This is a genomic window from Sulfitobacter sp. SK012 (genome assembly GCF_003352085.1).
GTDB lineage: Bacteria > Pseudomonadota > Alphaproteobacteria > Rhodobacterales > Rhodobacteraceae > Sulfitobacter.
Genome location: NZ_CP025804.1, coordinates 1,319,116 through 1,345,882, shown reverse-complemented (window position 1 = coordinate 1,345,882; position 26,767 = coordinate 1,319,116). Strand labels below are relative to the sequence as shown.

26 protein-coding genes are annotated in these 26,767 nt (G+C 56.0%); 14 read left to right on the top strand and 12 right to left on the bottom strand.

Annotated features, from left to right (window positions below):
• Positions 1-12 precede the first annotated feature (12 nt).
• The 11 genes from C1J03_RS06625 to coxB form a co-directional block, all read right to left on the bottom strand.
• Complete coding sequence (locus C1J03_RS06625; RefSeq protein ID WP_114888886.1) at positions 13-1,428, bottom strand: FAD-binding oxidoreductase; 1,416 nt, start codon at positions 1,426-1,428, stop codon at positions 13-15.
• A 42-nt stretch (positions 1,429-1,470) separates the two neighbouring features.
• Positions 1,471-2,277, bottom strand: coding sequence for an MBL fold metallo-hydrolase (locus tag C1J03_RS06620; RefSeq protein WP_114884878.1), 807 nt, complete (start codon positions 2,275-2,277; stop codon positions 1,471-1,473).
• A 62-nt stretch (positions 2,278-2,339) separates the two neighbouring features.
• Positions 2,340-2,924, bottom strand: a complete 585-nt coding sequence (locus C1J03_RS06615; protein WP_114884876.1) for a GNAT family N-acetyltransferase — start codon at positions 2,922-2,924, stop codon at positions 2,340-2,342.
• The gene (locus C1J03_RS06610; RefSeq protein WP_114884874.1) at positions 2,921-4,183 is read right to left on the bottom strand and encodes a M16 family metallopeptidase; all 1,263 of its coding nucleotides are present in this window, start codon (positions 4,181-4,183) and stop codon (positions 2,921-2,923) included. The genes C1J03_RS06615 and C1J03_RS06610 overlap by 4 nt, the downstream gene beginning before the upstream one ends.
• The gene (thrC, locus tag C1J03_RS06605) at positions 4,180-5,568 is read right to left on the bottom strand and encodes a threonine synthase (RefSeq protein WP_114884872.1); all 1,389 of its coding nucleotides are present in this window, start codon (positions 5,566-5,568) and stop codon (positions 4,180-4,182) included. The genes C1J03_RS06610 and thrC overlap by 4 nt, the downstream gene beginning before the upstream one ends.
• A 3-nt stretch (positions 5,569-5,571) precedes the next feature.
• Positions 5,572-6,252 (bottom strand): SURF1 family protein, encoded by a 681-nt coding sequence (locus C1J03_RS06600; RefSeq protein WP_114884871.1) that lies wholly within the window; start codon positions 6,250-6,252, stop codon positions 5,572-5,574.
• Positions 6,253-6,345: 93 nt separating this feature from the next.
• On the bottom strand, positions 6,346-7,155 hold the full coding sequence (locus tag C1J03_RS06595; RefSeq protein WP_114884869.1) for a cytochrome c oxidase subunit 3: 810 nt from the start codon (positions 7,153-7,155) through the stop codon (positions 6,346-6,348).
• Between the two features lie 22 nt (positions 7,156-7,177).
• A complete protein-coding gene (locus tag C1J03_RS06590) occupies positions 7,178-7,753 on the bottom strand; it encodes a cytochrome c oxidase assembly protein (RefSeq protein WP_114884867.1) in 576 nt (191 codons plus the stop codon).
• Entirely contained in the window at positions 7,753-7,920 is a 168-nt protein-coding gene (locus tag C1J03_RS06585; RefSeq protein ID WP_114884865.1) for a cytochrome C oxidase assembly protein, read from the bottom strand. Before C1J03_RS06585 ends, C1J03_RS06590 begins: the two co-directional genes overlap by 1 nt.
• On the bottom strand, positions 7,917-8,855 hold the full coding sequence (cyoE, locus tag C1J03_RS06580; protein ID WP_114884863.1) for a heme o synthase: 939 nt from the start codon (positions 8,853-8,855) through the stop codon (positions 7,917-7,919). Before cyoE ends, C1J03_RS06585 begins: the two co-directional genes overlap by 4 nt.
• Before the next feature lie 64 nt (positions 8,856-8,919).
• Positions 8,920-9,843 (bottom strand): cytochrome c oxidase subunit II, encoded by a 924-nt coding sequence (coxB, locus tag C1J03_RS06575; protein WP_114884860.1) that lies wholly within the window; start codon positions 9,841-9,843, stop codon positions 8,920-8,922.
• A 174-nt stretch (positions 9,844-10,017) separates the two neighbouring features.
• Between coxB and tldD the strand changes: the two genes are divergently transcribed.
• The 6 genes from tldD (at position 10,018) to C1J03_RS06545 (ending at position 17,769) form a co-directional block, all read left to right on the top strand.
• Positions 10,018-11,439, top strand: a complete 1,422-nt coding sequence (gene tldD, locus C1J03_RS06570) for a metalloprotease TldD (RefSeq protein ID WP_114884858.1) — start codon at positions 10,018-10,020, stop codon at positions 11,437-11,439.
• A 115-nt stretch (positions 11,440-11,554) separates the two neighbouring features.
• Entirely contained in the window at positions 11,555-12,709 is a 1,155-nt protein-coding gene (dprA, locus tag C1J03_RS06565) for a DNA-processing protein DprA (RefSeq protein WP_114884856.1), read from the top strand.
• Between the two features lie 143 nt (positions 12,710-12,852).
• Complete coding sequence (gene topA, locus C1J03_RS06560; protein ID WP_114884854.1) at positions 12,853-15,477, top strand: type I DNA topoisomerase; 2,625 nt, start codon at positions 12,853-12,855, stop codon at positions 15,475-15,477.
• A 314-nt stretch (positions 15,478-15,791) separates the two neighbouring features.
• Positions 15,792-16,355: a L,D-transpeptidase gene (locus C1J03_RS06555; RefSeq protein WP_114888885.1), complete on the top strand. Its 564-nt coding sequence runs from the start codon at positions 15,792-15,794 to the stop codon at positions 16,353-16,355.
• A gap of 68 nt (positions 16,356-16,423) precedes the next feature.
• Positions 16,424-17,131, top strand: a complete 708-nt coding sequence (locus tag C1J03_RS06550) for a CoA transferase subunit A (RefSeq protein WP_114884852.1) — start codon at positions 16,424-16,426, stop codon at positions 17,129-17,131.
• Positions 17,131-17,769, top strand: coding sequence for a 3-oxoacid CoA-transferase subunit B (locus C1J03_RS06545; RefSeq protein WP_114884850.1), 639 nt, complete (start codon positions 17,131-17,133; stop codon positions 17,767-17,769). Before C1J03_RS06550 ends, C1J03_RS06545 begins: the two co-directional genes overlap by 1 nt.
• 77 nt (positions 17,770-17,846) lie before the next feature.
• Here the strand turns inward: C1J03_RS06545 and C1J03_RS06540 are convergent, their stop codons facing one another.
• A complete protein-coding gene (locus C1J03_RS06540; protein WP_114884848.1) occupies positions 17,847-18,659 on the bottom strand; it encodes a lytic transglycosylase domain-containing protein in 813 nt (270 codons plus the stop codon).
• Between the two features lie 367 nt (positions 18,660-19,026).
• On the opposite strand from C1J03_RS06540, the gene C1J03_RS06535 reads away from it, so the two are divergent.
• From C1J03_RS06535 to C1J03_RS06505, 8 genes are all read left to right on the top strand, one after another.
• Positions 19,027-19,209, top strand: coding sequence for a Flp family type IVb pilin (locus C1J03_RS06535; protein ID WP_114884846.1), 183 nt, complete (start codon positions 19,027-19,029; stop codon positions 19,207-19,209).
• A 100-nt stretch (positions 19,210-19,309) separates the two neighbouring features.
• Complete coding sequence (locus C1J03_RS25250; protein ID WP_162798407.1) at positions 19,310-19,483, top strand: hypothetical protein; 174 nt, start codon at positions 19,310-19,312, stop codon at positions 19,481-19,483.
• Positions 19,484-19,608: 125 nt separating this feature from the next.
• Complete coding sequence (gene cpaB, locus C1J03_RS06530) at positions 19,609-20,466, top strand: Flp pilus assembly protein CpaB (protein WP_114884844.1); 858 nt, start codon at positions 19,609-19,611, stop codon at positions 20,464-20,466.
• Between the two features lie 204 nt (positions 20,467-20,670).
• A complete protein-coding gene (locus C1J03_RS06525; RefSeq protein WP_114884842.1) occupies positions 20,671-22,110 on the top strand; it encodes a type II and III secretion system protein family protein in 1,440 nt (479 codons plus the stop codon).
• 4 nt (positions 22,111-22,114) lie between these two features.
• Positions 22,115-22,789, top strand: a complete 675-nt coding sequence (locus C1J03_RS06520) for an OmpA family protein (RefSeq protein WP_254694201.1) — start codon at positions 22,115-22,117, stop codon at positions 22,787-22,789.
• A 289-nt stretch (positions 22,790-23,078) separates the two neighbouring features.
• The gene (locus C1J03_RS06515; protein WP_114884839.1) at positions 23,079-24,323 is read left to right on the top strand and encodes an AAA family ATPase; all 1,245 of its coding nucleotides are present in this window, start codon (positions 23,079-23,081) and stop codon (positions 24,321-24,323) included.
• Between the two features lie 21 nt (positions 24,324-24,344).
• A complete protein-coding gene (locus C1J03_RS06510; RefSeq protein ID WP_114884837.1) occupies positions 24,345-25,784 on the top strand; it encodes a CpaF family protein in 1,440 nt (479 codons plus the stop codon).
• Positions 25,785-25,795: 11 nt separating this feature from the next.
• Entirely contained in the window at positions 25,796-26,758 is a 963-nt protein-coding gene (locus tag C1J03_RS06505; protein WP_114884835.1) for a type II secretion system F family protein, read from the top strand.
• The last annotated feature ends 9 nt before the right edge of the window (positions 26,759-26,767 follow it).

Below are 26,767 nucleotides of genomic sequence, written 5' to 3'. Positions count from 1 at the left end.
CCTCCTCCGCGCTTATCCCCGCAAAACTGCGCCGGGGTTCATGATACCCGCAGGGTCCAGCGCCGCTTTAATCGCGCGCATCGCTGACATCTTGGCCAGGTCGCCGTATTTCTCGAGATCATCGACCTTAAGCCGTCCTATCCCATGCTCAGCGCTGATTGATCCGCCCATGCTGTGGACAAGATCGTGTACCAGCGCCTTGATCGCGGCGCGCTGGTTGGTGTGATCGTCACGGCTTTGCCCCGGCATTGGGAACACGTTGTAATGCAGGTTTCCATCCCCGACATGACCAAAACAATTGATCCGGAACGTGCCCATTAGCGCCAGTTGCGCACCTGCTTCTTCAATGAATGCCGGGATTGCACTGAGGGGCACCGAAATATCGTGGCTAGATATCGACCCTACCCGCCGGTTGGCCTCAGGTATACTCTCGCGAATGGCCCAAAGCGCCTCCGCCTGTGCCGCACTTTGGGCAATCACCCCGTCTGACACCAGCCCAGCCTCATCGCCGGAGGTAAACACCTGCTCTAGCGCAGTCTGTGGGTCCAAATCACCCGACAGGCCGAGCTCTATCAGCACGCACCATTCGGGTGCTGCCTCAAAAGGCATGCGAACATCGGGCCCCACCTCGGCCAGAAAATCAAACCCCTGCCGGTGGATCAACTCAAAGGCGCTGATCATTTCGCCCAACTGACCGCGTGCGAGGCTCAACAGTGACAAGGCCGCAGCGGGGTTTTCCACCACCAACATCGCCGTCCCAGTTTGGGCAGGCCGTGCAAACAGCTTTAGCGCGGCTGCCGTGATCACACCCAACGTCCCTTCGGCCCCAATCAAAAGATGGCGCAAGTCATAGCCCGTATTGTTCTTGCGCAGCCGCGTCAGCCCGTTCCAGATTTGACCGTCCGGCAGCACGGCCTCCAGCCCTAAACATAGATCACGGGCATTGCCGTAGCGCAGCACCCCTGTGCCGCCCGCGTTCGTTGCAAGGTTTCCGCCAATCCGCGCTGACCCCTGCGCCGCAAGCGTCAGCGGGAACAAACGGTCCACATTCTGGGCTGCGGTCTGCACATCGGCCAGCACAGCACCGGCTTCAGCCACCAACACATTCTCGTCTGCATAAACGTCGCGGATCGCGGTCATCCGTTCTAGCGACAAAATCAGGGGCGTAGGGCCGTCTGGCGCAACCTGCCCGCCAACCAATCCTGTTCCACCGCCATAAGGCACAACACCCACGCGCGCAGCACCAGCAAGACGGATCAATGTCGCGACCTCTTCGACGTTTCGTGGCAAAGCAACCAAGCCCGCCTGCCCTGCGTAGCGCCCGCGTGGTTCAGTCAAATATCGATCTGTCACCTCGCGCACGGTGTCATCGGGAAGTGCTGCACGCAAGGTTTCAGCGAAAGTGGTGTCGGCGGGATTCAAGGATATGGCCATAGGGCTTGATCAAACGCGCACGCGCAGGATGCAACCCTATTGCGCATCAAGAAGCCACTCAGGGCGCAGCACCATAACCTGCGGGCGCGAGGATAGCCGATCAAGCGACATAACAAGCGACGGACCACCGACCTCAATCACGGTGAATTCATCCGCCATGCCGCGCAAGAAATCCCTTAGGGCCACTTCGGAAAACCAATGCATCGGGATCACAACGCTGGATTTCAACCGTTTGAGCACGCGGATCATCGTCGGTAAATCCAATGTCAGCCCGCCATCAACCGGGGCCATCACCACATCAAGCCGACCAAGAACTGCATATTGCTCTGCGTCTGGCTCGTGGTGCAGATGCCCCAGATGACCAATACAAAGCCCAGCCGCCTCAAAGACAAAGATCGAATTACCATTGATCTCGATGCCACTGAATTGCGATCGGATATCGGTCGACACATTGCGGATCAGCACTTCACCCAGATCAAGCTTGTGCTCTACCCCTTCGCCAAATTTTCCCCAGCCTTGCAGCACATGTGCAATGGCCGGATCAGGGAACGCAGTCCAATGGCTGTCGTGGGCATGGTTCATCGTCACTACATCGGGGATCATACCAGTGGTTCCAATAAAGCCGGTGAAGTCCGTCACGCTTTGGATGCGCCCAGTGTCGATCAAGAACGATGCATGACCGATGTAATGCAGGCCCACGCTGTCAGGAGGCAGGTCTTCAAAGGCGACGTAATGCAGCGCGGGATCAGCCTGCGCCAGCGCGATACAATGGCTTGGTACCCGATCTTGGGCAACTGCAGTGCCTGCAAGGCAGAGGAATGAAAATGCGTATCGCCACATCATATCCCAAGGTTAGCATAAGGATTTAGTTTCTTGGCACAGTTTTTGGATTAAGTGGCGACAGGTCAGCCAGCGTCAGTTTTGCCACGTCTGTCGTTGCGCAGGCTGGCATACAGCACATGAGTCCGCCAGCGTCCGCAAATCTGAAGATAGCTTTGTGCGACACCCTCGTACTTAAATCCTGACTTTTCCAAAAGCCCACGCGACGCCGCGTTCTCAGGCAAGCAGGCCGCCTCAAGTCGGCTCAGGTCAAGTTGGGTGCGGGCATAATGCACCACCGTCGCAATCGCCTCGGCCATATATCCGCGGCGCGAAAACTGCTCGCCAGTCCAATAGCCCAGCGTGCCTGCCTGCGCAGGACCGCGCCGGATATTGTCGAGCGTGATCGCCCCCAAAAGCGCTTGGTCTTCACGTCGGATCAAAAAAAGCGGCAGCGCAGTGCCGCCCGTGACAGAGCGTTGCGCCCAATAGACCCGGTTCGAGAACGATTTGCGCGACAAGTGATCTTCTGCCCAAGACGGTTCCCACGGCGTCAGAAAATCCATGCTGGCCACGCGCAGGGCGGTCCAGTTGCGGAAATCCGAATGCACCGGAGGGCGCAGGGTCAACCGCTCCGTCTCAATCCTTAATTTACGCCTAAGCAGCATCAGGCCGCGCGACGTCCCTGTAATTCTTCTAGGCTGGGTGCCCCGTCAACCGGGCCATAAAGCGCCAATGCAGCAGGGGCCGCCGCTGCCATGGTTTCCGCAAACGCGCGCACGTCGCCGGTTGTGACGGCATCAATCTGCGCAATGGTTTCCTCCAATGGCGGAATGCGGTCCCAAATTTGGATCAGCCGCGCCAAACGTTCTGCGCGGTTCGAAGGGCTCTCTAGTCCCATCAGCAAGCCTGCTTTCATCTGCGCACGTGCCCGCGCAACTTCGGCGGGGGTCATGTCGCTGGCAGCGCGCTTCATCTCGTCGATGGTGATATGGGCGAGCTCGGGCAACTGCTCTCCGGAAGTGCCTGCGTAAACGGTCATCATCCCGGTGTCGGCATAGGCTCCGGCCTGCGCAAAAATCGTATAGCACAGCCCCCGATTTTCGCGGATTTCTTGGAACAGACGGCTAGACATGCCACCCCCCAAAGCAGAGGCATAGATTTGCGCCACATAGATATTGTCCGCGCGGTAGCCGGGGCTCTCAAACCCCAGCGCAAAATGCGCCTGCTCCAGCGGCTTGGCCTGACGGAACTCACCACCAACAAATTTGGCCGCGTTCACATCGAACATCGGCTTGGGTTCCATATCGCCAAACAGCTTTTCGGCTAGCGCCACGATGGCATCATGATCCACGGCACCAGCAGCAGATAGGATCATCTGTTCTGGACCGTAATGGTTGCCAATAAAGCCCTGCAGATCAGAGCGGCTGAAATTGGATACACGCTCGGTAGGGCCCAAAATAGTGCGCCCCAGTGGCTGATCTGGATAGGCCTGCTCCTGCAACCAATCAAAGATCACATCATCTGGCGTATCCAAAGCTTGGCCGATCTCTTGCAAGATAACGCCGCGCTCAACCTCAATCTCGCTCTCCTCCAGTACCGGATTGCGCAGAATGTCCGCGATCACGTCCAGACCCAACGGCACATCGTTTTCCAGCACCCGCACGTAATAGGCGGTCACTTCGCGTGAGGTATAGGCATTGATATAGCCACCAACGTCCTCGATCGCTTCTGCGATCTGCAGCGCAGAACGTTTGGTGGTGCCCTTAAAGGCCATGTGTTCAAGAAAATGCGCAATGCCGTTTTGCTGAGGCGTCTCGTTGCGCCCCCCTGCGGCAACCCAGACACCAATGGACGCCGAGGCAAGCCCCTCCATCCGTTCTGTCACGATGCGAAAGCCGTTGGGCAGGCGATGAGTTTGCAATGTCACGCGCGGATGTTTCCTTTGATATGGGTCATAAGCGTCTCAACGTCGTTTGGCACACGTGTCAAACGTTCAGAGCGGTCATAAAGGTCTGCCATGCGCGCTGGCAAGGGGGGACGAATGCCCGTTGCTGCTTCAACCGCATCGGGGAACTTGGCTGGATGCGCGGTAGCGAGTGTCACCATCGGAACCTTTGGATCCCGCAGGTCATTTGCAACCTTCACACCGATGGCCGAATGCGGGCACAAAAGCTCGCCTGTGCGCGCCAGCATATCGGTAATCGTAGCGGAGGTTTCCGCCTCAGACGCACGCCCCGAGCGGTAGAGACCTTGCAAGGCCTGCATGGCACCTTGGCTGACCTCGAACCCCCCCTGCCCCAGTTCGTTCATCAGTTGCGCAACCGCACCGCCATCGCGACCATATGCGTCGAAGAGCGCGCGTTCAAAATTCGAGGAAACCTGAATATCCATCGACGGGCTAATGGAGGGATGCACAGTACCTTTGTGATAGCCCTCACCAGATAGACAGCGGTGCAAAATGTCGTTTTGATTGGTCGCCACCACCAGATCGGCAATCGGCAGGCCCATGCGTTTAGCGATGTAGCCAGCAAAGATATCGCCGAAATTTCCCGTTGGCACGGTAAAGCTGATCTCGCGTCCCGGCGCACCAAGGCTTACAGCGGACGTGAAATAATAGACGACCTGCGCCAGCACCCGCCCCCAATTGATCGAATTTACCCCAGCAAGGCGCACGCCGTCGCGGAATTCAAAATCGTTGAACATATCCTTGAGGCGCGCCTGACAGTCGTCAAAATCGCCATCAACAGCCAACGCATGCACGTTGTCTTCGGGCGGCGTGGTCATTTGGCGGCGCTGCACTTCGGACACGCGACCATGTGGGTAAAGGATAAAGACGTCGACGTTGTCCAAACCTTTGAAAGCTTCAATCGCAGCCGAGCCGGTATCCCCCGACGTCGCCCCCACAATTGTGACGCGCTCATTCTTGCGACCCAAAGCCAGTTGGAACATCTGGCCAATAAGCTGTATGGCAAAATCTTTAAACGCAAGCGTTGGCCCGTGAAATAGCTCAAGCAAAAAGTGGTTCGGGGCCAGCTCTACCAACGGGGCACGAGCATCGTGACCGATGCTGGCGTAGGCCTGCGCAATCAACTGACGGAATTCGGCGTCGGTAAACGTATCCCCAATAAAGGGGCGCATGACGGTAAAGGCGACCTCTTCGTAGGATTGCCCGGACATCGCCGCGATGTCTTGGCGCGACAACGTCGGAATTGTCTCTGGCACATATAACCCGCCGTCACGGGCAAGCCCGGTCAGCATCGCTTCTTCAAAGCTTAGGATCGGGGCGGTGCCACGGGTGGAGATATAACGCATGGGTCAGACCTTTGGGGTTGGGCTGCGGCGACGCCGCATAAAGAAGAAAGACATCGCCAGCCAGATGGCCGCCAGCGAAAACCAAGTTATGGCGTATTGTAGATGATCGTTCGGAATGCGCGCAGTCTCAACCGGCAAAGGTCGCACGGTTTTATCTGGCATCGAGCCCACGCGCGTCACCAGCAAAACAGGGTCCGTCCCAAGCGCGCGCGCCATGGCAGGCACATCACGCGCAAACCATATATTGGCGGTCAGATCAGGATCAGGCGTGAAGCCATCAACCTCTTGGGGCCATTGCAAATTGCCGGTCAGATCAGCGGGGCCTGCGGTCTTCAACGTCTCTTTGTTACTCGAGACTACAAAACCGAGATCTGCCAAGATGATGCGGCCATCCTCAAGCGTCAGGGGGGAAATCACCCGATACCCGGCACCAACCTCTTTTTGAGAGACCAGAACATGCAGTTGAGCCTGCCCCAGCGTGCCTGTTGCTCGCACGGGCAGATAGGCATCACGCGCAGGGTCGGGGTTTGCAGGCAAGGCGACCGGATCAGCAAGGATGCGGCTCTCAATATCCGCGATCACGCCTTCTTTCCAATTCAGTCGCTGCACTTGCCATACGCCAAGCGAGATGAGGATGGCAGCGCCACCCAGACCGATAATTGCAAGAAACAGCGCGCGGCGCATAAAGGCTCTCTGGCTTTAAAGAAAAACGCGCGAAGCGTGATGCTCCGCGCGTTTGGTTTTAGTCGTCAGACCAGCAGGTGCAACCCCTCAGGTCTAGCCCGGGACGCCCCACATGTAGACGGCGAAGAAGAGGAACAGCCACACCACATCCACGAAGTGCCAGTACCAAGCAGCAGCCTCGAACCCGACATGGTTTTGCGGATCAAAGTGACCGCGCATGGCGCGCATCATGCAGACGAACAAAAAGATCGTGCCGATTATCACGTGGAAGCCATGGAAGCCTGTGGCCATAAAGAAGCTGGAAAAGAACATGTCGCCGCCAAAGGTCCAATCCTCGTGGGCAAGCAGTTCGTAATATTCAAAGGCCTGAAGTGCCGTGAAAAACAGGCCGAGCACGATGGAAATCGCGAGACCAGTGACCAGATCCTTACGGTTATTTTCATGCACCAGCGCGTGGTGTGCCCATGTAACAGCACAACCCGACAACAGCAGCACAAGCGTGTTCATAAGCGGCAGGTGAAACGGATCAACAGCATGAATTTCTGGCTTGAGGTATTCAGTCCCGAAATAGTCGTACATCGGGTAGAGAGCCTGTTTGAAGAACGTCCAGAACCAAGCAACAAAGAACATTACTTCGGACATAATAAACAGGATAAACCCATACCGCAGGCCGATCTGAACAACCGGAGTATGATCGCCAACCTTACTTTCCTCAACGACCTCGGACCACCATGCGAACATGGTGTAAAGTGTACCTACGAGCCCGATCAGGAAGATAAACGGCGTGATTTCGTGCATCCAGGCAACAGCGCCTGAGAGCATGACAAAACCGAAAAGCGCGCCAAGCAGCGGCCAGATCGAGGGGCTTAGGATATGGTAGTCGTGGTTCTTGGCATGGGCCATGCGGGGTCCCTCAGTTTGTTATTTAATTCAGGTCTTGCGTTGTCTCAGTTTCAAGGGCGGCGTAGCCCTCGGGGATATCGATTTCGTAGAATGTATAGGACAGCGTGATGGTATGTACAAACTTCCCGTCGCGGTCCGCAACAATTTCAGGATCGACATAAAAGCTTACGGGCATCTGAACGCGCTCGCCGGGGGCCAGCACCTGCTCCGTGAAGCAAAAGCAGTCGATCTTTTCAAAGAAAGCACCAGCAGAATAGGGCGTCACATTATAGGACGCTTGGCCCGCGATTGGTCTGTTGGTCGGATTATAGGCTTCATAGAACGCAAGGCCTGTCTCACCGATGCGCAACTCCATCTCGCGGACAACAGGTTTGAATTCCCAAGCCATGCCTTGATTGAGCGACGCATCAAAGCGAATCTTGATGGTCTGGTCCAACACGTCGTCCGAAGCGGTTTCGACCTGACCAGGTACACCGCCAAATCCAGTGACCCGGCAGAACCAATCGTAAAACGGCACCGACGCCCACGCCATACTGCCCATGAAAATCACCAGACTCACGGTCTGTGCGACAGTTTTTTGGGGGCCAGTCATTGCCATCAGTTATCCACACTTTGCTGGTTCGCAGGCAGTTCAAAATCAGTCTGAGTGATCTTCACGTACGTCAGCACCATGATCAGAAGGACAAACCCACCCAACATCAGCCCAACACCAACATTGCGGCCGCGACGACGAGTGTGGATTTCATGTTCGCGATTTAAACTCATGACCAGCCTCCCCATCCCAACGGACGCAACGATGCCTCAGCAAGGATCGCGCCGAAATGCAGGAACAAATACCACAATGATAGCCGGAAGAACTTACGCTCAACCGCGTAATTGTCTGCTTCGCTATCGTCTTCATCGCGTTGCCAGATACGATATGCGCCCAGCAAGAACAATGCGTTCAGAACCAAAGCTGTGACCAGATAAATCGGCCCGCCAATTGCAGTGAATGCGGTGCCAATCGCAAGGATCACCAGCAAAATAGTGTAGGCTAGGATATGGCGGCGCGTTGAAGGACGGCCATGCGTGACCGTAAGCATCGGCACACCTGCATCGTCGTAGTCACCGCGCATGAACAGAGCCAGCGCCCAGAAGTGCGGCGGCGTCCACATGAAAATCAGTGCAAACATCAACCATGGCTCAAATGAAAAACTTCCCGTGGCGATGATCCATCCAATGACCGGCGGAAAGGCACCCGCCGCACCACCAATAACGATGTTCTGCGGGGTGCTCCGCTTGAGCCACATCGAATAGAAAACCGCGTAAAACAGTATCGTAAAGAGCAACATGCCCGCGGCCAGCAGATTTGCAGACAACGCCAACATCATCACCGACAGGCCCGAAAGTGCGACGCCAAGTGCGAGCGCTTCGCCCGGCTGCACTTTGCCTGCTGGAATGGGGCGATTGGCCGTCCGACGCATCACGGCATCGATATCCGCGTCCCACCACATGTTAAGCGCACCCGAGGCCCCAGCCCCGATGGCAACAAACAAGATCGACGCAAACCCCACGACAGGGTGCACTGCTGTCGGCGCGGCAAGCATGCCAACCAGCGCTGTAAAAACAACAAGCTGCATCACACGGGGCTTTAGCAGGGCGAAATAGTCGCCCAACTGCGCCTCGTATTCAAAGCTTTGTGTACCAGTGGTGTTGGCCATGTCGACCTTTCTCGGAATACCTTGAGGCGCGGAATATCCGCGCGCTCTGGGTTCAGGACGGGCTTTAGTTCGCCGCGAGCGTCAGCGGCTGAGGGATACCTGCGTATTCTTCTTTGGCTCGGTTCAGCCAATCGGCATAAGCCTCTTCTGAGACAACTTTGACCGTGATCGGCATATAAGCGTGCGCATTGCCGCACAGCTCAGAACACTGACCAAAGTAAATGCCTTCTTTTTCAGCAGCAAACCAAAGTTCCGCCAAACGGCCCGGCACCGCGTCTTGCTTGACCCCAAAGGCCGGGATCGTCCAAGCGTGGATCACATCAGAGCCAGTCACCTGCATCACGATGGTTTTGCCAACAGGGATCACAACGGCTGAATCTGTGGCCAGCAGCCACTCATCGCGGCTGTAGCCAGCCTGTTCCAACTTAGCGACCATTTGATCACTCAGAACGTGGGCAACCGCACCGGCTTCCTCGTCCTCAGCGCTCAACGAGGCGGGCGAGCCAATCATGTAGCTGTCAAAACCAAAACCTTCGTCGACATATTCATAAGACCAGTACCACTGGTTTCCCGTGGCTTTGATCGTCACATCCGCGACAGGGATTTCCTGCTGGCGGAACAGAATCGGCAGCGAATACGCACCAATTGCTACCAAGATCACGATCGGGACAACCGTCCATGCGACTTCAACCGGTGTATGATGGGTAAAGCTCGACGGCGTGGGGTTGCGCGATTTGTTGTAGCGAAAGGCGACCCAAAGCAACAAGGCAGTCACAAAAACCGAGATAACCGTGATGATCACCAGAATCATCCCGTCAAGCCAATGCAGTTCTCGCGCAACAAGCGTTGCCGCGGGCTGAAACCCCATCTCGCCGTCCACAGGCCGCCCGATAATTTCGAGGCCGTCAATTTGTAGATTTTCCTGCGCCAATGCGGGCAGAGCGGCTAAACTGGCCATTAGGCCACTAAGAGAGAGAAGATGTTTCATATGTCGTCCTGATCTGGTGACCCTGAGGAGGATGCCCGTGCCAAAAGAACTAGCCTTGGGTCGGTGCATTGTAATCTGGCATCTTACAATCATATTCTATCGACGAGATAAAGCCACATGCTTGCGGCAGAAAGACGCGAAATGCGTTTTTCGCCCGTGATAGGAGCCCGACCGATGTCTGACACCCCCTTTTCGCCCTTTGAAGGCGGCGTCGACCGCGAGACTTCCTTGCGTATCCTGCGCGATGCCGTCGCTGGGGCAGATGACGGAGAACTTTTCTTTGAACGCCGTCGCTCTGAGGCACTGGTGTTCGACGATGGCCGCCTCAAAACAGCAAGTTATGACGCAGCCGAAGGGTTCGGCCTGCGAGCAGTGCGCGGCGAAGTGGCTGGATACGCCCATTCCACCGAGATTTCCGAGGCCGCCCTGCGCCGTGCCGCTGAAACGGCGCGTCTGGCTGTCGGTCAAGGCGGCGGCACTTGGGCCGATGCGCCAGAAGGCACAAATCAACGACTATATACCGATGCGGACCCAATTGCCGGTGCCTCCTTTCCAGTAAAGGTCGAGACCCTGCGTGCTATCGATGACTTTGCCCGAGCTCTGGATAAACGCGTTGTCCAAGTCAGCGCGACCATCGCAGCCTCCATTCAAGAAGTTGAGATTTTGCGCCCCGAAGGCACCTCAGTGCGCGACGTGCGCCCGATGACCCGCGTGAATGTCTCAATCATCGTTGAACAAGATGGCAGGCGCGAAAGCGGCACGGCAGGCGGCGGTGGGCGCATTGGTTTGGACGGATTGCTGGACCCCAGCGGCTGGCAAGCCAAAGCCCGCGAGGCGCTACGTATCGCTGCAGTTAATCTAGAAGCGGTCCCTGCCCCGGCGGGTGTCATGGATGTGGTGCTTGGCCCCGGCTGGCCTGGTATTTTGCTGCATGAAGCAATCGGCCATGGGCTTGAGGGCGATTTTAACCGCAAAGGCAGCTCGGCATTTGCAGGCCTGATGGGTCAGCAGATCGCCTCCAAAGGGGTGACGGTGTTGGATGATGGCACCATCCCCGATCGGCGCGGCAGTATTTCTGTCGACGACGAAGGAACACCCTCGGCCAAAAACGTCCTGATCGAAGACGGCAAGCTGGTGGGCTACATGCAAGACCGTCAAAATGCACGACTTATGGGGGTTCAATCCACCGGCAATGGCCGTCGCGAGAGCTTTGCCCATATTCCAATGCCGCGCATGACAAACACCCATATGCTCGGGGGCGATGCAGCCCCGGGTGATATTGTCGCCGATCTAAAGGACGGTATTTACGCTGTGGGCTTTGGCGGCGGTCAGGTCGACATCACCAACGGCAAGTTCGTGTTTTCATGCACCGAAGCCTACAGCGTGCAAAACGGCGTCGTCGGAGCACCTGTCAAAGGGGCCACGTTAATCGGCGACGGGGCCACGGCGCTGAAACAAATCCGCGCTATTGGCAACGATCCCGCCCTCGACCCCGGCATGGGTAACTGCGGCAAGCAGGGCCAGTGGGTGCCCGTGGGTGTCGGTCAGCCAACGCTGATGATCGGCGGGCTAACGGTTGGTGGCTCTGCGTCTTAAACGAACCTATCTGTTTAAAGTTCGTGGTCCAATTGTTCCAAATCGACCTCAATCGATTCATGCGCTGTTAACCAGGTCGATCTATACCTGATTCTAGCAACAAACGGAGCACGGGATGACTGACAGGGACCACAATCCTTCTTCCACTCACCCCCCACTCCCACACACCCAGGAAGTTGAGCAGTTTGCCCGCCTCCGTTTGTTGCGCTCGCGCCGGGTCGGCATTTCTACGTATAAACGACTGCTGGCTGAACACGGTACTGCGCAAAACGCGTTGGCCGCGCTGCCTGAGGTAGCGCGCGCCGCGGGCGTTTCAGGATATGAAATTTGCCCCGAAGGCGTTGTGCATGCAGAGCTTAAAGCCGCGCGTGCGGCCGGCGCAAAGCTCTTGATCGAAGGCGACGCGCCCTACCCCAGTTTACTCTCTGAGATCAGCGACGCGCCGCCCTTCCTTTGGGCCGTCGGCAACACGGATTTACTGACGCGCCCGATGATTTCGCTGGTCGGGGCGCGCAACGCCTCATCTTTGGGTACGCGCATGGCGCGCGCGCTGGCCACCGATCTCGGGGCCGCTGGATATGTTGTGGTCTCAGGCCTCGCACGCGGCGTGGACGCCGCCGTGCATCTGGCGGCCCTCAAACGCGGCACAATTGCTGTGCAGGCAGGCGGCGTCGATGTGATGTACCCAGCAGAGAACACCGATCTTGCGCTCGACATTGCTCAACAAGGTCTCAGGCTCAGCGAACAGCCTATGGGCCTGCAACCGATGGCCCGCCATTTCCCAAGTAGAAATCGAATCATTTCCGGATTGTCAGCCGCCACCGTGGTCATCGAGGCCGCCGCAAAATCCGGCAGCCTGATCACCGCCCGCGATGCGCTTGATCAAGGGCGCGACATTTTCGCCGTCCCCGGTAGCCCGATGGATGCCCGCGCAGCAGGCTGCAACATGCTGATCCGAGACGGGGCGACACTAATACGCTCCGCCGCTGATATAATTGAGGCGCTTGGATCCCCACAAGGAGGCGAAACCCCGATGCTTCCCCTTGATCCACCACCTGCGCGACCTGAGCGCAAACACGGCTTGCGCAGCAGTGTTGTGGAGTTGCACAAGCAAATCCTCGAACGCCTCGGCCCCTCCCCCGTCGCCGAGGATCAGCTGATCCGCGACCTACGCGCCCAACCAAGGATCATCGCCCCGGCGTTGGTTGATCTGGAGCTTGACGGGCAAATCTTGCGCAGTCCCGGCGGCCTGCTCTCGCGCCCCAGTTAGGCCTAGAAAAACTGAATAACGATGGGCGTTCCGCAGAAATTCCATCCGCCAAGAACACACGCCGCATTGACAATGCCCCCTTGCATCCCACATGTCACAGGCCACTGGCTACCCCGTGTTTCTCGTCTAAGGTGTTAAAATCTATGCCCGTTGTTGTCGTCGAATCGCCCGCCAAGGCTAAAACCATCAATAAGTATCTTGGCGACAACTTCACTGTTCTGGCGTCTTACGGCCACGTACGGGACCTTCCGCCCAAGGATGGATCGGTCGATACAGACAACGATTTTGACATGCTGTGGGAAATCGCGAGCGAGAGCAAAAAACACGTAAAAGCAATTGCAGACGCGTTAAAAGACGACAACGAACTGATCCTCGCGACGGACCCCGACCGCGAAGGCGAAGCCATCAGCTGGCACTTGCAAGAGGCGTTGACCGCCCGCAAATCGATCAAAAAAGACACACCCGTCAGTCGCGTCGTCTTTAACCAAATCACAAAAAAGGCCGTGACAGAGGCGATGGCGAACCCACGTCAGGTCGATATGCCGCTTGTGCAGGCCTATCTTGCCCGCCGCGCGTTGGACTATTTGGTCGGCTTTAATCTTTCGCCTGTCCTATGGCGCAAGCTGCCGGGTGCCAAATCAGCCGGTCGCGTGCAATCCGTTACTTTGCGCATCATTGTCGAGCGCGAAATGGAGATCGAGGCATTTCGCAATCGCGAATACTGGAGCGTAAAGACGCTGCTTGCCACGCCGCGGGGCCAAGAATTCGAAGCACGCCTGACGATGCTGGCTGGAAAAAAGCTCGATAAATTTGACCTGGAAAACGACACACAGGCCGAAATGGCTGTGCAAGCCATCACCAGCCGTGATCTGCACGTCGCCAGCGTTGAAGCAAAACCGGCCAGCCGCAACCCTTCGGCCCCCTTCATGACCTCTACCTTGCAGCAAGAAGCCAGCCGCAAATTTGGCATGGGCGCGCGCCAGACCATGAGCACTGCGCAACGCCTATATGAAGCCGGTCACATTACTTATATGCGGACCGATGGCATCGACATGGCTCCAGAGGCCGTTGTCATGGCGCGTGATGCAATCAAGGACCGGTACGGCGCTGAATATGTTCCAGACAGCCCGCGCGTCTACAAGAACAAAGCTAAGAACGCCCAAGAAGCTCACGAATGCGTGCGTCCCACCGACATGACCAAGGACGCCGAGGCGCTCAAGTTGATGGACGGCGATCAGCGCAAGCTGTATGATCTGATCTGGAAACGGACCCTTGCGTGCCAGATGGAAAGCGCGCGCCTAGAGCGTACGACTGTCGACATCGGCAGCAAAGACCAGCAAGTGATGCTGCGCGCGACTGGCCAAGTTGTCCTCTTTGACGGCTTTCTCAAGATTTACGAAGAAGGCCGCGATGACGTCGTGGATGATGATGACAAACGTCTGCCTCAGATCACCCAAGGCGAGGCGATGGACAAACGCGCCGTCACTCCAGAGCAGCATTTCACGCAGCCCCCACCCCGATATACCGAAGCGACGCTGGTCAAGCGCATGGAAGAGCTCGGCATTGGCCGCCCATCAACTTACGCCAGCATCGTCACGACCATTCAAGACCGCGACTATGTCCGCAAGGAAGGCAACCGCCTGATCCCCGAGGACAAAGGCCGGTTGGTCACTGCGTTCCTTGAAAATTACTTCCGCAAATATGTGGGCTATGATTTCACGGCGGATCTCGAAAACCAGCTTGATAAAGTCAGCGCCGGCGACGCCGAGTATAAAGAAGTGCTACGCCGCTTTTGGCGCGATTTCTCTGCCGCGATCGCCGAGACGTCCGAGCTGCGGATCACCGAAGTGCTTGAGAAAATCAACGACGTGCTTGAGCCGCATCTGTTTCCACCAACCGAAGACGGTGGCGATCCGCGCCTGTGCCCCAATTGCGGCAAAGGACGCCTGTCGATGCGCACTGCGCGTTCGGGCGGGGCGTTTATCGGCTGCTCAAGCTATCCTGAATGCCGCTATACCCGCGCCTTTGGCCCACCCGACCCCGAAGCGGAAGCATCAGCCATTCCGCCAGAAGGCAAACTGTTGGGCACCGACGCAGGCGAAGAAATCCGCGTATTCAAAGGCCGTTTCGGACCATACGTCCAGCGCGGCGAAATGACCGAAGAGAATAAGAAGCCGCCGCGCCAAGGTGTGCCAAAAGAGTGGCCACCAGAAGATCTGGAGATGGAGCGCGCGCTGATGTTGCTGTCACTCCCACGCGAACTCGGGCCACACCCCGAAGACGGCGTGATGGTTTGGGCAAATATTGGGCGCTACGGTCCCTATCTGAAACATGCCGCCTCAACATCTGAGCGTGGCGGGACCAATGCCAACCTTGAAGGCATCGACGAAGTCTTTACCGTCGGGATGAACCGCGCCGTACAACTGCTGGCCGAGAAAATCGCCAGCCGTGGTGCACGTGGCCAGGCCGCCGTCCCTCTGCGCGAATTGGGCGAACACCCCGACGCTGGTGGCCCTGTAAACATAATGAAGGGCAAATACGGTCCTTATGTGAAATGGGAGAAGGTCAATGCGACAATCCCTGACACCATCGAGCCAGAAGATTTGACGATGGATCAGGCGGTCATCTTGATCGACGAACGCGCGGCAAAAGCAGGTAAAAAGCGCCCTGCTGCCAAGAAGAAAGCAGCGCCCAAGAAAAAGGCAGCGAAAAAACCCGCCGCTAAAAAGCCGGCGGCCAAAAAACCGGCCGCTGCCAAACAAGAGTAATGTCGCGGCGCTAGTTTGTTCTGCGCAACGTCCCCAGCATCTCACGGCTGGGGACGTTGTGCAGCGCGAAATTAGTATAGTGAACTGTTTGCATTCTCGAGATCGAATGGGATGCCGGATAGATCCAAGCTCCGCATACATCTTGTAGCTCGAACATGTCTTAAAATCTGGCAACAACCCAACGCCCGCAATGCTAGTTTGATGCGTTTCCTTTGCACGACCCGTCGCGCGCCGATCAAACAGAAGTGATTTGTCTCGATGCCGCGCCTTTGACAGACTCTCCTAAAAAAGCAGAGCAGAAAAAGGCAAATCAAATGGCACATTCCCCTCTCTCCCGCAGGCGCTTGCTTGTCTGCGGCACAGCGACACTCTTTACGCCGGCAATTCTGCAGGCGCAGTCCGTCAGCCCCACGCCCAATCGCCGCAACACATCAAGCTTTGTCACGCAAGACTGGCGTGATCATTTTGATACCCTGGGAAAGGCTGCGATTGTGGCCGATACAACGTCGCGCGCGCTGCATTTCTGGAGCGGAGATGGCCAGACATATAAAATGTACCCAACTTCCGTTCCGCGCAGCGATGAGTTGACCAAACGCGGCTACACTCAGATCGTGCGCAAACGCGTTGGTCCAGATTGGACCCCAACGCAGTCAATGATCGAACGCAATCCCGAACTGAAATACATGCCCCCCGGCCCCGGCAACCCATTGGGCACACATGCGATGTACCTCACGTGGCCCGCCTATTTGATCCACGGCACCCACGATACGCGCAAGATCGGGCGGCTGTCCTCTGACGGGTGTATCGGGCTTTATAACCACATGATCGAAGCCCTGTTCGAGATCGCTCCAATCGGGACACAGGTGCGTATCCTCTGAGCGTTTGACTCTGCACAACGCCAAGGGCAAAACTCCCGAAATTGATCCAGCAGCAGGGAACCTGAACGATGAACAAGATCTACGGGAGTGCGTCTTCGGCACTTGAAGGGCTTTTGCACGACGGGATGTTTATCGCGGCTGGTGGATTTGGGTTGTGCGGCATTCCTGAGTTGCTGTTGTCGGCGATCCGGGATGCGGGGACCAAGGATTTAACGTTTGCGTCCAACAATGCGGGGGTTGATGATTTTGGCATTGGGATCTTGCTGCAGACGCGTCAGGTCAAGAAAATGATCAGCTCTTATGTGGGCGAGAACGCGGAATTTATGCGCCAGTATCTCTCGGGCGAGCTCGAGTTGGAGTTCAACCCACAAGGCACGCTGGCTGAGCGGATGCGCGCGGGCGGCTGCGGCATTCCGGGGTTCTACACCAAGACCGGCGTCGGCACCGTGATCGCGGATGGCAAGGAAGTGAAGAACTGGGACGGCCAGGATTACATCCTCGAAGAGGGCATCTTTGCGGATCTGAGCATCATCAAGGCGTGGAAAGCCGACGCCACTGGCAACCTGATCTTTCGCAAGACGGCGCGCAACTTTAACCCGCCAGCGGCCATGTGCGGCAAGGTCTGTGTTGTTGAGGTCGAAGAGATTGTGCCCACCGGCACCTTTGACCCCGACCATATCCACCTGCCCGGCATCTATGTGCACCGCATCATTCAGGGGACACATGAAAAGCGCATTGAACAGCGCACCACCAGACCCAAGGGGGAGGACGTATAATGGCCGATGCACTCAAGGGCTGGGACCGCAACCAGATGGCGGCCCGCGCCGCCGAAGAGCTGAGCGATGGCATGTATGTGAACCTCGGGATCGGCATCCCGACGCTGGTGGCCAATTACGTCGGCGACAAGGACATCACGCTGCAGTCAGAGAACGGGATGCTTGGCATGGGCCCGTTCCCGATCGAGGGTGACGAAGACGCCGATCTGATCAATGCCGGCAAGCAGACCATCACCGAGCTGGACCGCACCGCTTATTTTGACAGCGCGACCAGCTTTGGCATGATCCGCGGCGGCAAGATCGCAGCGGCCATTCTGGGTGCAATGGAAGTGGCAGAAAATGGCGACCTCGCCAACTGGATGATCCCCGGCAAGCTGGTCAAAGGCATGGGCGGTGCGATGGATCTGGTCGCAGGCGTTGGCCGTGTGATCGTGGTGATGGACCACGCCAACAAGCACGGCGACAGCAAGGTCCTTAAGGCATGCACCCTGCCGCTGACCGGCGCGGGAGTTGTGGACCGGATCATCACAAACCTAGGCGTGCTCGACGTGGTGGAAGGCGGCCTGCGCATTGTGGAATGCGCCCAAGGCGTCACCGAAGCAGACCTGCGCGCCGCGACAGACGCGACACTGGTCTGAACACAACAAAACGGAACGCAGGGCCCAAAGACGGGGCCTGCGTTAGTTAGGTTGGGGAAACTGACACTCTTTTAAGATTAGTTCATCGCCGCAAACACGCAGCCATCGCTAATCAGTTCAGGTGGGGTTTTGCACAACCCCTTGGCCACCTGGAACGCGGCCAAGACTTTGGGAACGTAGTCGCGCGTTTCGGCAAAGGGCGGCACTCCCGCATATTTGCGCACCGATCCCTCACCAGAATTGTAGCCTGCGAGCACGAGGATAGGGTCATTCTCAAATTCCCCCATCAGCCAATCTAGGTATTTCACGCCGCCAGCGATATTTTGTGCAGGCACTGAGCTGTCGGTCACACCAAAGCGGTCGGCCGTCGCTGGCATCAATTGCATCAGACCTTCTGCCCCGGCTCCGCTGACCGCATCCGGCTTGCCTGCAGATTCCACTGTGATTACCGCAAGCGCCAACGCGGGCGATACATTCGTCCCAATAGTAGAGCGCAAAATATCGATGCCATGGGCGCGCGCGATGTCTTGCATGTGCTGTAGCCGTGGGGCTGGAACTGTCGATGTTGATCCTGCCAGCGTCGTCATCGCCATTTCTAACCGCCCGGGCCCCGATTGCGCAGCCTCAGGCGACACCTTGGCCCAGAACCAATCATATTGCCCCGCTACTGTCCGCTCTATCGAACCCGACGAAGTGGCAACCACATCTGGGGTGCGCTTTGGAGCCGGAGCAGCTTTCTGTTCAATTTGAATGTTAATCCTCTTGCCGCCAGCTTTCGGCGGTTTGACCCGCTTTGCACTGAATTCCGGGAAGGGAGCGGGTTTGTCTGCCTGCGCCCCTGTAGTAGCCACCACAATAGCAAGCACCGAAATACCTAATATTCGAAACATGTCTGCCTGCTCTCTTTGTTTTAGGACTGCTTTTTTCCTCAACATCGCAAAAAACAGCCCCCCAAGCCAGAAAATCAGGCCTCAAACATGGCAATTTCGCCCCAATTCGATCTTTTGGTCACGGAATTTTAACGCTTCAAATAAATTATCAAGTATAAAATAGTTTAATATCAATATCTTATAGAGAAAATCACCCTTGAGAACGTTAAGATCGCAAATGTCTCAATTGCCGTCAAATTCATGCCCCAATCAGACGGCTATATAGCGTCATACCAAGTCGGACAGGCCCAACTGAGAGAGCGGGCCACGAGACGGACGGCGAGGTTGAAAACTTAAAACACTACTGATCCTTTGGAGGGACACTACAATGATGAAATTTATCAAAAACTTCCGCAACGACGAAGATGGTGCCGTGACTGTTGACTGGGTTGTTCTTACAGCCGCAGTTGTTGGCCTGGCCGTTGCTGCTTACTCTTCAATCGAGTCTGGCGCAGAAGACCTGACAAGCTCGACTTCCACGTTCCTGGGCACCCAGGACCCTAACCTGTAATATACGGTTAGAGTTGGCCTAACAGCCATTGGCCGCGCTCTGTGAAGCAGAGCGCGGCTTTTTGTTTTTGTACCCCTAATTTAAATAGTTCGGATTAGTTATGATCAAATTTTTCAAATCTTTCCTTTTCAATGAAGAAGGTGCCGTCACCGTCGATTGGGTGGTCATTTGCGCAGGTATTGTCGCCATGTGCGTGGTCGTCGTTGCAGTGATGCAAGCTGGCACCCTTGGGCTGACAGACGGAATTGCCAACTATTTGGGCGGATTTCTCTGAACATCCGCCAAACCGCAAGGATGCCACCCTGCGGCCGAAGATTAGCCATAATCGCCGCCTAATCCTTTGGGCGAGCAAATGAGCGCCGGACAGATCCAGCGCCGATAGTAAAAGAGGTAACGACTATGCGTATGGTATTTGGATTGGTTCTACTGGTGGGTATCGCCCTAGCCGGAGGTGCTGTGTATCTCGCCAAGGGACAGATTGGCCAATACAAATCCGCCATTGAACGTGCTGAGGCGGCTAAGGCAAAACTTGTGCCTACCGAAACAGTCTACGTTGCGGAACGGGGTCTGAAGTATGGCGAAAAGCTTACGCGAGAAGATGTGCGCGCTGTCGACTTTCCGATCACGGCCATTCCAGAGGGCGCATTCATGGAAGAAGCATTGCTCTTTCCTGAGAACACCCAGGAGCTGCGGGTTATCTTGCGCCAAATGGAAAAGAACGAAGTCATCCTTGCCGTCAAGATCACCGAACCAGGTGAAGATACGGGCCTCACATCGCGTCTTGAACGAGGGATGCGCGCCTTTACGATCAAAGTTGACGTGTCCAGCGGTGTGTCAGGCTTCCTGCGCCCCGGTGACAAAGTTGATGTGTACTGGACAGGTCGCGTAAATGTTGGTGGCAAGAACAGCCGCTCTGACGTGACCAAACTGATCGAAGCTGGCGTCAAACTGATCGCCATCGACCAAAGCGCTGGTGGCACGGTAAGCGAAGCCGTCATCGCACGGACAGTAACTGTTGCAGTTGATCCCAACCAAGTGGCCGCACTCGCCCAAGCTCAGTCGACAGGCAACTTGTCGCTGTCGTTGGTAGGTGCCGGTGATGACACGATTGCAAGCGCCATCGAGGTGGATCAACGCTCGCTTCTTGGGATTGCCGATGAAGCAGTACAAGCCGAAGCAGCGAAAGAACGGGTTTGTACGATCCGGACGCGCCGCGGAGCCGAAGTGCTGGAGATCCCGATCCCCTGCACCAATTGACCTACAAACCAAGCAATTCCAGAATCTTAGCACAGCGCCGCACCCCCCTGCGGCGCTGCAGTTTTGCCTGCTGTTGCCATTTATCCACATAAGCAATGCCCCCGAACGCATTGATTCTTGCAAAAAAACCAAAATTGCCTCAGGGTGATCGAAACGACGGGCAAAAAGACCCTACCTTGAGGCGTGATCAAAAAGGCAGGTCACATGAAAATCGATAGATTTATGAAAGCAGCCCTTCTGGGGTTGTGTATAAGTGCAGCACCTGTGGCCATTACTGGCCCCATCAATGCGCAGGCTGAGGGCCTGCGTGTGGTGAAAAGCGGGACCAGCTCAATCTTAAGCGTGCCCATGAACCGCGCGGTGGTTGTCGAAAGTGACGTCCCCTTCGCGGAGCTCAGCATTGCAAACCCCGGCATCGCGGATATTTCATCCCTGTCGGACCGCACCATTTATGTCTTGGGCAAATCGCCAGGTCGCACCACGCTGACTTTGCTTGATGCATCTGGTCAACTGATCACCAACGTAGATGTTCAAGTGAACGCGGATGTCTCCGAGTTCAAGGAACGCCTACGCCAGATCTTGCCCGGTGAGAAGATCGAAGTGCGCACCGCCAATGACGGCATCGTGCTGTCAGGCGTGGTGACCTCGACCCAGAAACTGCAGCGGGCTCTTGATCTGGCGGAACGTTATGCGCCAGAACGGGTCTCGAATTTGATGAGCGTTGGCGGCATCCAGCAAGTGATGATGAAGGTGCGCTTTGCTGAAATGTCGCGCTCTGTGTCTAAATCGCTCAGCTCGTCGATCTCTCTCGGCGGCGGACTTGGAAGCGACGTAGGTATTTCGGGCGGGACCGGGACTACAAACACAGCACTTGGCGTGGCTGGCGCACTTGGCGGCAACATTCCCCTCAACAATGAAAACGCAGGGGCCGTACTTTTCGGCTTTAATGCAGGTTCAACGCAAGTCGGTATCCTGCTCGAGGCGCTTGAGCAAAAAGGCGCTGTACGCTTCCTAGCGGAACCAAACCTTGTCGCCCTTTCCGGACAAGAGGCCAAGTTCCTTGCAGGCGGCGAATACCCTGTCCCTGTTGCGCAAGATAACGACCAGATTTCGGTAGAGTTCAAACCGTTTGGCGTGGAAATGTCCTTTATCCCCCGTGTGGTTGATGAAGATCTGATCAACATCGAAATGAATGCAGCTGTTTCGGCGATTGACCCGACCAATGGCTTTTCCTTTGATGGTGGACTTACCATTGCGGCCTTCACCCGGCGCGAAACATCAACCACAATTGAGCTTCGTGACGGCGAGAGCTTCGCGGTCGCAGGGCTTTTGGAAGACGATTTCACGGACAACTCAAGCCAATTGCCGTGGATCGGTGATGTACCGGTTTTGGGCGCGCTTTTCCGCAGTGCGGAATACCAGCGGAGCCAGACAGAATTGGTGATTATCGTAACAGCGCACCTTGTGAGCCCTACTCGTGGTGATGCGTTGTCCCTACCAACCGACCGTATCAAACCCCCCACCGAAAGTGATCTGTTCCTCAATGGACGCACCTCTGCCGGGACACGGACACCTAAAACGGGTGCCGCCGGCGAAGTGGCAAAGCAGGATTTCGGCGGCTCCTATGGCTACGTACTGGATTAAGACAATGAACAGCACTCTCGCCAAAAAACGCACACAGTTCGCCCTGATTGCAGTCCTTACTGCATCCGGGTGCGCCACAAGCTCCGACGGGCTCTATACCCAGTTCTTTTCTGAGGCCGGAGCAATAACCAACACGGATGCGGCTGATAGCTCGAACCTCAACAATCGTTTGGTGCAAACCGGCGAACGCGATGTGACCTTCAATTTGGCCAAACGCTTTGAAGGCGAAGTCAGCCCAATGATCAATTTTGCCTTTAACTCTTCACAGTTAGACGCCGGGGCTCAGGCTACGCTGTTGGAACAGGTGAACTGGATTAAGCAATTCCCTGAAATCCGCTTTCGCGTCTACGGACATACGGATGCAGTTGGGTCTACCCGTGCAAACAAAGCACTTGGATTGCGTCGCGCCCGCGCTGTTGTGAAGTTTTTCAACCAGCAAGGTATCAGCAGCAGCCGACTTGAGGCCGTCGCATCATTTGGGGAAACCCAACCGGTCGTACTGACACAACAGCCAGAGCGCGCCAACCGACGGACTGTGACCCAGGTCAGCGGATTTGTGGAACGCCATCCGACCGTTCTGGATGGCAAATATGCCCAAGTTATCGGCCGCGAATATATCGCAAGCGCTACGGCAGTCAGCGAAGTTGGCGACGACGCGCTTACGGCGATCGGCAACTAACCACTCCGAAAACTAACGAATCTTTAAGGCCAGCCCCACCCCGGGCTGGCCTTTTTCGTTGGCCCTGTCCCATGGGTCAATCAAACGCTCAGGTCATGATCGTTTCAACATATCCAACAATCGAAGCTTTTTAGCCCCAATCTCGCCCAGATTAGCTGTGATATTCACATCAATGGGACAAATCTATCCGGCAATAGCGCCGGACTTGGGCATCCACAGACGAACGACAGAACACAAATTTTGCATTCTGCCTTCACTGTTTGGCCCTTGGTAAAAGGAAGATAAGGCAATGAGCAGCATCACGCCACAACCCGAAGCCGGCAGTATTGTCGCCTGTACAGTCAGCCGCGACGTACAAAATTTCGACCTCCTGATCGAGGATATGGAAAGCGCGTTGGGCGAAAGCTGGGGTGATCTTGGTTTTGCCGAAGCGCTGGCCTTTTTTGGACAACCCGAAGCCCAAGAAATGCAATTTGTCGCGCTTGCGATGGATGAGGCAGATGAAGAGAACCTTGTTTTGATGGGTGAAATCATTGCGCAAGCCAAGAAACGCGACATCCGTGTGATCCTTATTGCCGAGGATGTCACGCCAGGAGCGCTACATTCCTTGCTGCGCCAAGGCGCTGACGAATTTGTACCCTACCCTCTTCCTGAGGGAGAATTGGCATTGGCGATTGAACGTGTCCGCACACCAATCGCCGTTGCGCCGCCCGTCGCAGAAGCACCCGCTGCACCACAATTGCGCGCTGGCACTAAAAAAGATGGCGCATTAATCGTTGTACACGGGCTTGCTGGCGGCACCGGATCCACGACCATGGCCGTAAACCTTGCTTGGGAACTTGCGAATGCTGAAAAAACCGGCGGGCCTTCGGTCTGCCTGATCGATTTGGATCTGCAATACGGCTCCGTATCGACATTCCTTGATCTGCCGCGCCGCGAGAACGTCTATGAGATGCTCTCTGATACGGAAACCATGGATGAAGAGATCTTTGGCCAAGCACTTTTGACCTTCGAGGAAAAGCTGCATGTCCTGACCGCCCCGTCCGAGATGTTACCGTTGGACATCATCTCTTCTGAGGATGTGGACCGCATCATCGGGTTGGCGCGGGATCAGTTCGACTATGTCATCATCGACATGCCATCGACGCTGGTTCAGTGGTCCGAGACGGTCTTGAACCAAGCGCATGTCTATTTTGCGATGCTTGAACTCGACATGCGCTCAGCCCAGAACACGCTGCGTTTCAAACGCGCTTTGCAATCCGAAGAGCTCCCGGTCGAAAAGCTGCGCTATGTGATGAACCGTGCGCCCAAGTTCACCGATTTGAACGGCAAAGGCCGGGTAAAGCGGATGGCTGAAAGCCTGAGCATTTCTATTGATGTGAGCCTGCCAGATGGCGGGAAACCGATCACACAAGCCAACGACCACGGCTTGCCGCTGGCTTCTTCGGCACCCAAAAGCCCGCTGCGCCGTGAAATCGCCAAGCTGGCCCTATCGATCCATACCCTCAAAGACGACGCGGCCCAAGCGGCCTAACCGTCATAGAAAGAAGAGCGCATGTTTTCCAAATATAAGAAATCAGCCAGCGAGGTACCTGCATCCTCGGGTAAGGCGGTAAACGTCACGCCCATCGAGGAAGCAAAGCCAGCAGCGAATGCGCCTGCAAGCATACGCAAGGCGGCCCCGGCCGTTGCGGCAGCGCCGATTGATAAGGAAGTCAAACGCAAGCAGCGGATGAGTGACATCAAGCTTGAATTGCACCGCGCGTTATTGGACAGCCTAAACTTGTCCGCGCTTGAGCATGCCACTGAGCAAGATTTGCGCCAAGAGATCAACTCCATTGCCACCGAAGTGCTGACAGATCGCAATATCGTCTTGAACCGCGAAGATCGGTTGCAGCTCAACTCAGAGCTTTATGACGAAGTGACCGGCCTTGGCCCACTTGAGACGCTTTTGAAAGACGAAACCGTCAACGATATTCTTGTGAACGGACCGCAGCAGATTTTTGTTGAACGCTCGGGTAAACTCGAACTGACGGATGTGACGTTCAAAGACGAACGCCACCTGCTGCGCATCATTGATAAAATCGTTTCGGCCGTTGGCCGCCGCGTCGATGAAAGCAACCCATACGTCGATGCGCGCCTTAAAGACGGCTCACGTTTTAACGCTATGGTGCCTCCTGTTGCCGTTGACGGCAGCTTGGTCTCCATTCGTAAATTCAAGAAAGATAAACTTGGCATTGATGATCTGGTGCAATTCGGTGCGTTTACTGAAGAGATGGCGGCATATTTGCAGGCCGCTGTGGCAACACGCCTAAACATCATCGTTTCAGGCGGTACTGGGTCGGGTAAGACCACCACGCTGAACGCACTTTCATCCTTTATCGATAATGCTGAACGCATCCTGACCATTGAGGATACGGCGGAACTTCAGCTGCAACAGACCCATGTGGGCCGGATGGAAAGCCGCCCGCCCAATGTTGAAGGCAAAGGCGAGGTTTCCCCCCGCGACTGCTTGAAAAACGCTCTGCGGATGCGCCCTGACCGGATCATCGTGGGTGAAACACGTGGCGAAGAAGTCATCGACATGCTCCAGGCCATGAACACAGGTCACGACGGATCAATGACAACAATCCACGCAAACTCTGCGCGAGATGGTGTGTCACGTCTGGAAAACATGATCGCAATGGCCGGTATCGAGATGCCGCTCAAAGCGGTACGTAGCCAAGTCTCTTCGGCTGTGAACCTCATTGTTCAGGCCTCGCGTCTGCAAGACGGCTCGCGCCGCATGACATCCATCACCGAAATTACCGGCATGGAAGGCGACGTGATCTCTATGCAGGAAATCTTTCGCTACCAGCGCGTTGGCCTCACACCCGAAAACAAGATCATCGGTCACTTCACAGCTACCGGTGTGCGCAGCCACTTTGCGGAACGCTTCCGCATGTGGGGCTATGACTTGCCATCGTCCATCTACGAACCAATCGCAGCCCAGTAAGGATCAATCCAATGAGTGCTGAACCAATTATTTACGGCCTGATCTTTATCGGTGTGCTGGTACTTGTCGAAGGCCTGTACCTTGTTGCCTTTGGCAAATCGATCAGCCTCAACAGTCGCGTAAACCGCCGGCTTGAGATGCTCGAAAAAGGTGCGCGCCGCGAAGAGGTCCTGGACAAGCTGCGCAAGGAAATGCAGCAGCATATGAGCGCCAAATCGATCCCGCTCTATTCCTTGCTGGCTGAAAAAGCACAAAAGGCCGCGATTGCCTTCACGCCCAAGCAACTCTTGTTGGTTATGGTAGGCGTCGCAGTCTTTGCCTTTCTGGGTTTGACGATCGGCACCGCAACAGAGCCGCCGGTGCGTGTTCTGATGTCCATCGGCATCGGTGTTGGTGGGGTCTATTTCTGGGTGTCATCCAAAGCCAACAAGCGCATGAGCCTGATCGAAGAACAACTGCCCGACGCCGTTGAATTGATGGTGCGAAGCCTGCGTGTTGGTCACCCTTTCAACAACGCAATTTCGATCGTCTCCAAAGAAATCCAAGATCCGCTGGCTTCTGAATTTGGGGTGATTTCCGACGAAAGCGCTTATGGCCGGGACGTTGGTGAGGCGCTTAAAGACATGGCCGAACGCCTAGACATGCAAGATTTGCGCTTCCTCGCTGTTGCTGTGACGATTCAGCAGCAATCGGGCGGTAACCTTGCAGAAATCCTTGCTGGCTTGGCTAAGGTGATCCGCGCCCGTTTCCGCCTGTTCCGCCGTGTCAAAGCGATCACGGCTGAGGCGAAATGGTCTGGCAAGTTCCTATCTGCCTTCCCCATCATGGCCTTGATCGTGATTAACGTTGGCGACCCGACCTATTACGATGAGGTCCGCACGCACGAGATGTTCATTCCCGCCTGTTTCGCGGTGGGTATTTTCCTCGCAGTCAACCTTGTGGTGATGCGCGTCCTCACCGACATCAAAGTTTAAGGGGCCGAC

What these genes read in the sequence shown, in the direction of transcription:
- thrC (WP_114884872.1), bottom strand. Translation starts at nt 5,568, where the DNA reads ATGCGTTATATCTCCACCCGTGGCACCGCCCCGATCCTAAGCTTTGAA.
- C1J03_RS06545 (WP_114884850.1), top strand. Translation starts at nt 17,131, where the DNA reads ATGGCCGATGCACTCAAGGGCTGGGACCGCAACCAGATGGCGGCCCGC.
- C1J03_RS06595 (WP_114884869.1), bottom strand. Translation starts at nt 7,155, where the DNA reads ATGGCCCATGCCAAGAACCACGACTACCATATCCTAAGCCCCTCGATC.
- C1J03_RS06600 (WP_114884871.1), bottom strand. Translation starts at nt 6,252, where the DNA reads ATGCGCCGCGCGCTGTTTCTTGCAATTATCGGTCTGGGTGGCGCTGCC.
- C1J03_RS06510 (WP_114884837.1), top strand. Translation starts at nt 24,345, where the DNA reads ATGTTTTCCAAATATAAGAAATCAGCCAGCGAGGTACCTGCATCCTCG.
- C1J03_RS25250 (WP_162798407.1), top strand. Translation starts at nt 19,310, where the DNA reads ATGATCAAATTTTTCAAATCTTTCCTTTTCAATGAAGAAGGTGCCGTC.
- tldD (WP_114884858.1), top strand. Translation starts at nt 10,018, where the DNA reads ATGTCTGACACCCCCTTTTCGCCCTTTGAAGGCGGCGTCGACCGCGAG.
- C1J03_RS06555 (WP_114888885.1), top strand. Translation starts at nt 15,792, where the DNA reads ATGGCACATTCCCCTCTCTCCCGCAGGCGCTTGCTTGTCTGCGGCACA.
- coxB (WP_114884860.1), bottom strand. Translation starts at nt 9,843, where the DNA reads ATGAAACATCTTCTCTCTCTTAGTGGCCTAATGGCCAGTTTAGCCGCT.
- C1J03_RS06590 (WP_114884867.1), bottom strand. Translation starts at nt 7,753, where the DNA reads ATGGCAATGACTGGCCCCCAAAAAACTGTCGCACAGACCGTGAGTCTG.
- C1J03_RS06550 (WP_114884852.1), top strand. Translation starts at nt 16,424, where the DNA reads ATGAACAAGATCTACGGGAGTGCGTCTTCGGCACTTGAAGGGCTTTTG.
- C1J03_RS06525 (WP_114884842.1), top strand. Translation starts at nt 20,671, where the DNA reads ATGAAAATCGATAGATTTATGAAAGCAGCCCTTCTGGGGTTGTGTATA.
- cpaB (WP_114884844.1), top strand. Translation starts at nt 19,609, where the DNA reads ATGCGTATGGTATTTGGATTGGTTCTACTGGTGGGTATCGCCCTAGCC.
- C1J03_RS06520 (WP_254694201.1), top strand. Translation starts at nt 22,115, where the DNA reads ATGAACAGCACTCTCGCCAAAAAACGCACACAGTTCGCCCTGATTGCA.
- C1J03_RS06585 (WP_114884865.1), bottom strand. Translation starts at nt 7,920, where the DNA reads ATGAGTTTAAATCGCGAACATGAAATCCACACTCGTCGTCGCGGCCGC.
- C1J03_RS06620 (WP_114884878.1), bottom strand. Translation starts at nt 2,277, where the DNA reads ATGATGTGGCGATACGCATTTTCATTCCTCTGCCTTGCAGGCACTGCA.
- C1J03_RS06515 (WP_114884839.1), top strand. Translation starts at nt 23,079, where the DNA reads ATGAGCAGCATCACGCCACAACCCGAAGCCGGCAGTATTGTCGCCTGT.
- C1J03_RS06540 (WP_114884848.1), bottom strand. Translation starts at nt 18,659, where the DNA reads ATGTTTCGAATATTAGGTATTTCGGTGCTTGCTATTGTGGTGGCTACT.
- dprA (WP_114884856.1), top strand. Translation starts at nt 11,555, where the DNA reads ATGACTGACAGGGACCACAATCCTTCTTCCACTCACCCCCCACTCCCA.
- topA (WP_114884854.1), top strand. Translation starts at nt 12,853, where the DNA reads ATGCCCGTTGTTGTCGTCGAATCGCCCGCCAAGGCTAAAACCATCAAT.
- C1J03_RS06535 (WP_114884846.1), top strand. Translation starts at nt 19,027, where the DNA reads ATGATGAAATTTATCAAAAACTTCCGCAACGACGAAGATGGTGCCGTG.
- cyoE (WP_114884863.1), bottom strand. Translation starts at nt 8,855, where the DNA reads ATGGCCAACACCACTGGTACACAAAGCTTTGAATACGAGGCGCAGTTG.
- C1J03_RS06505 (WP_114884835.1), top strand. Translation starts at nt 25,796, where the DNA reads ATGAGTGCTGAACCAATTATTTACGGCCTGATCTTTATCGGTGTGCTG.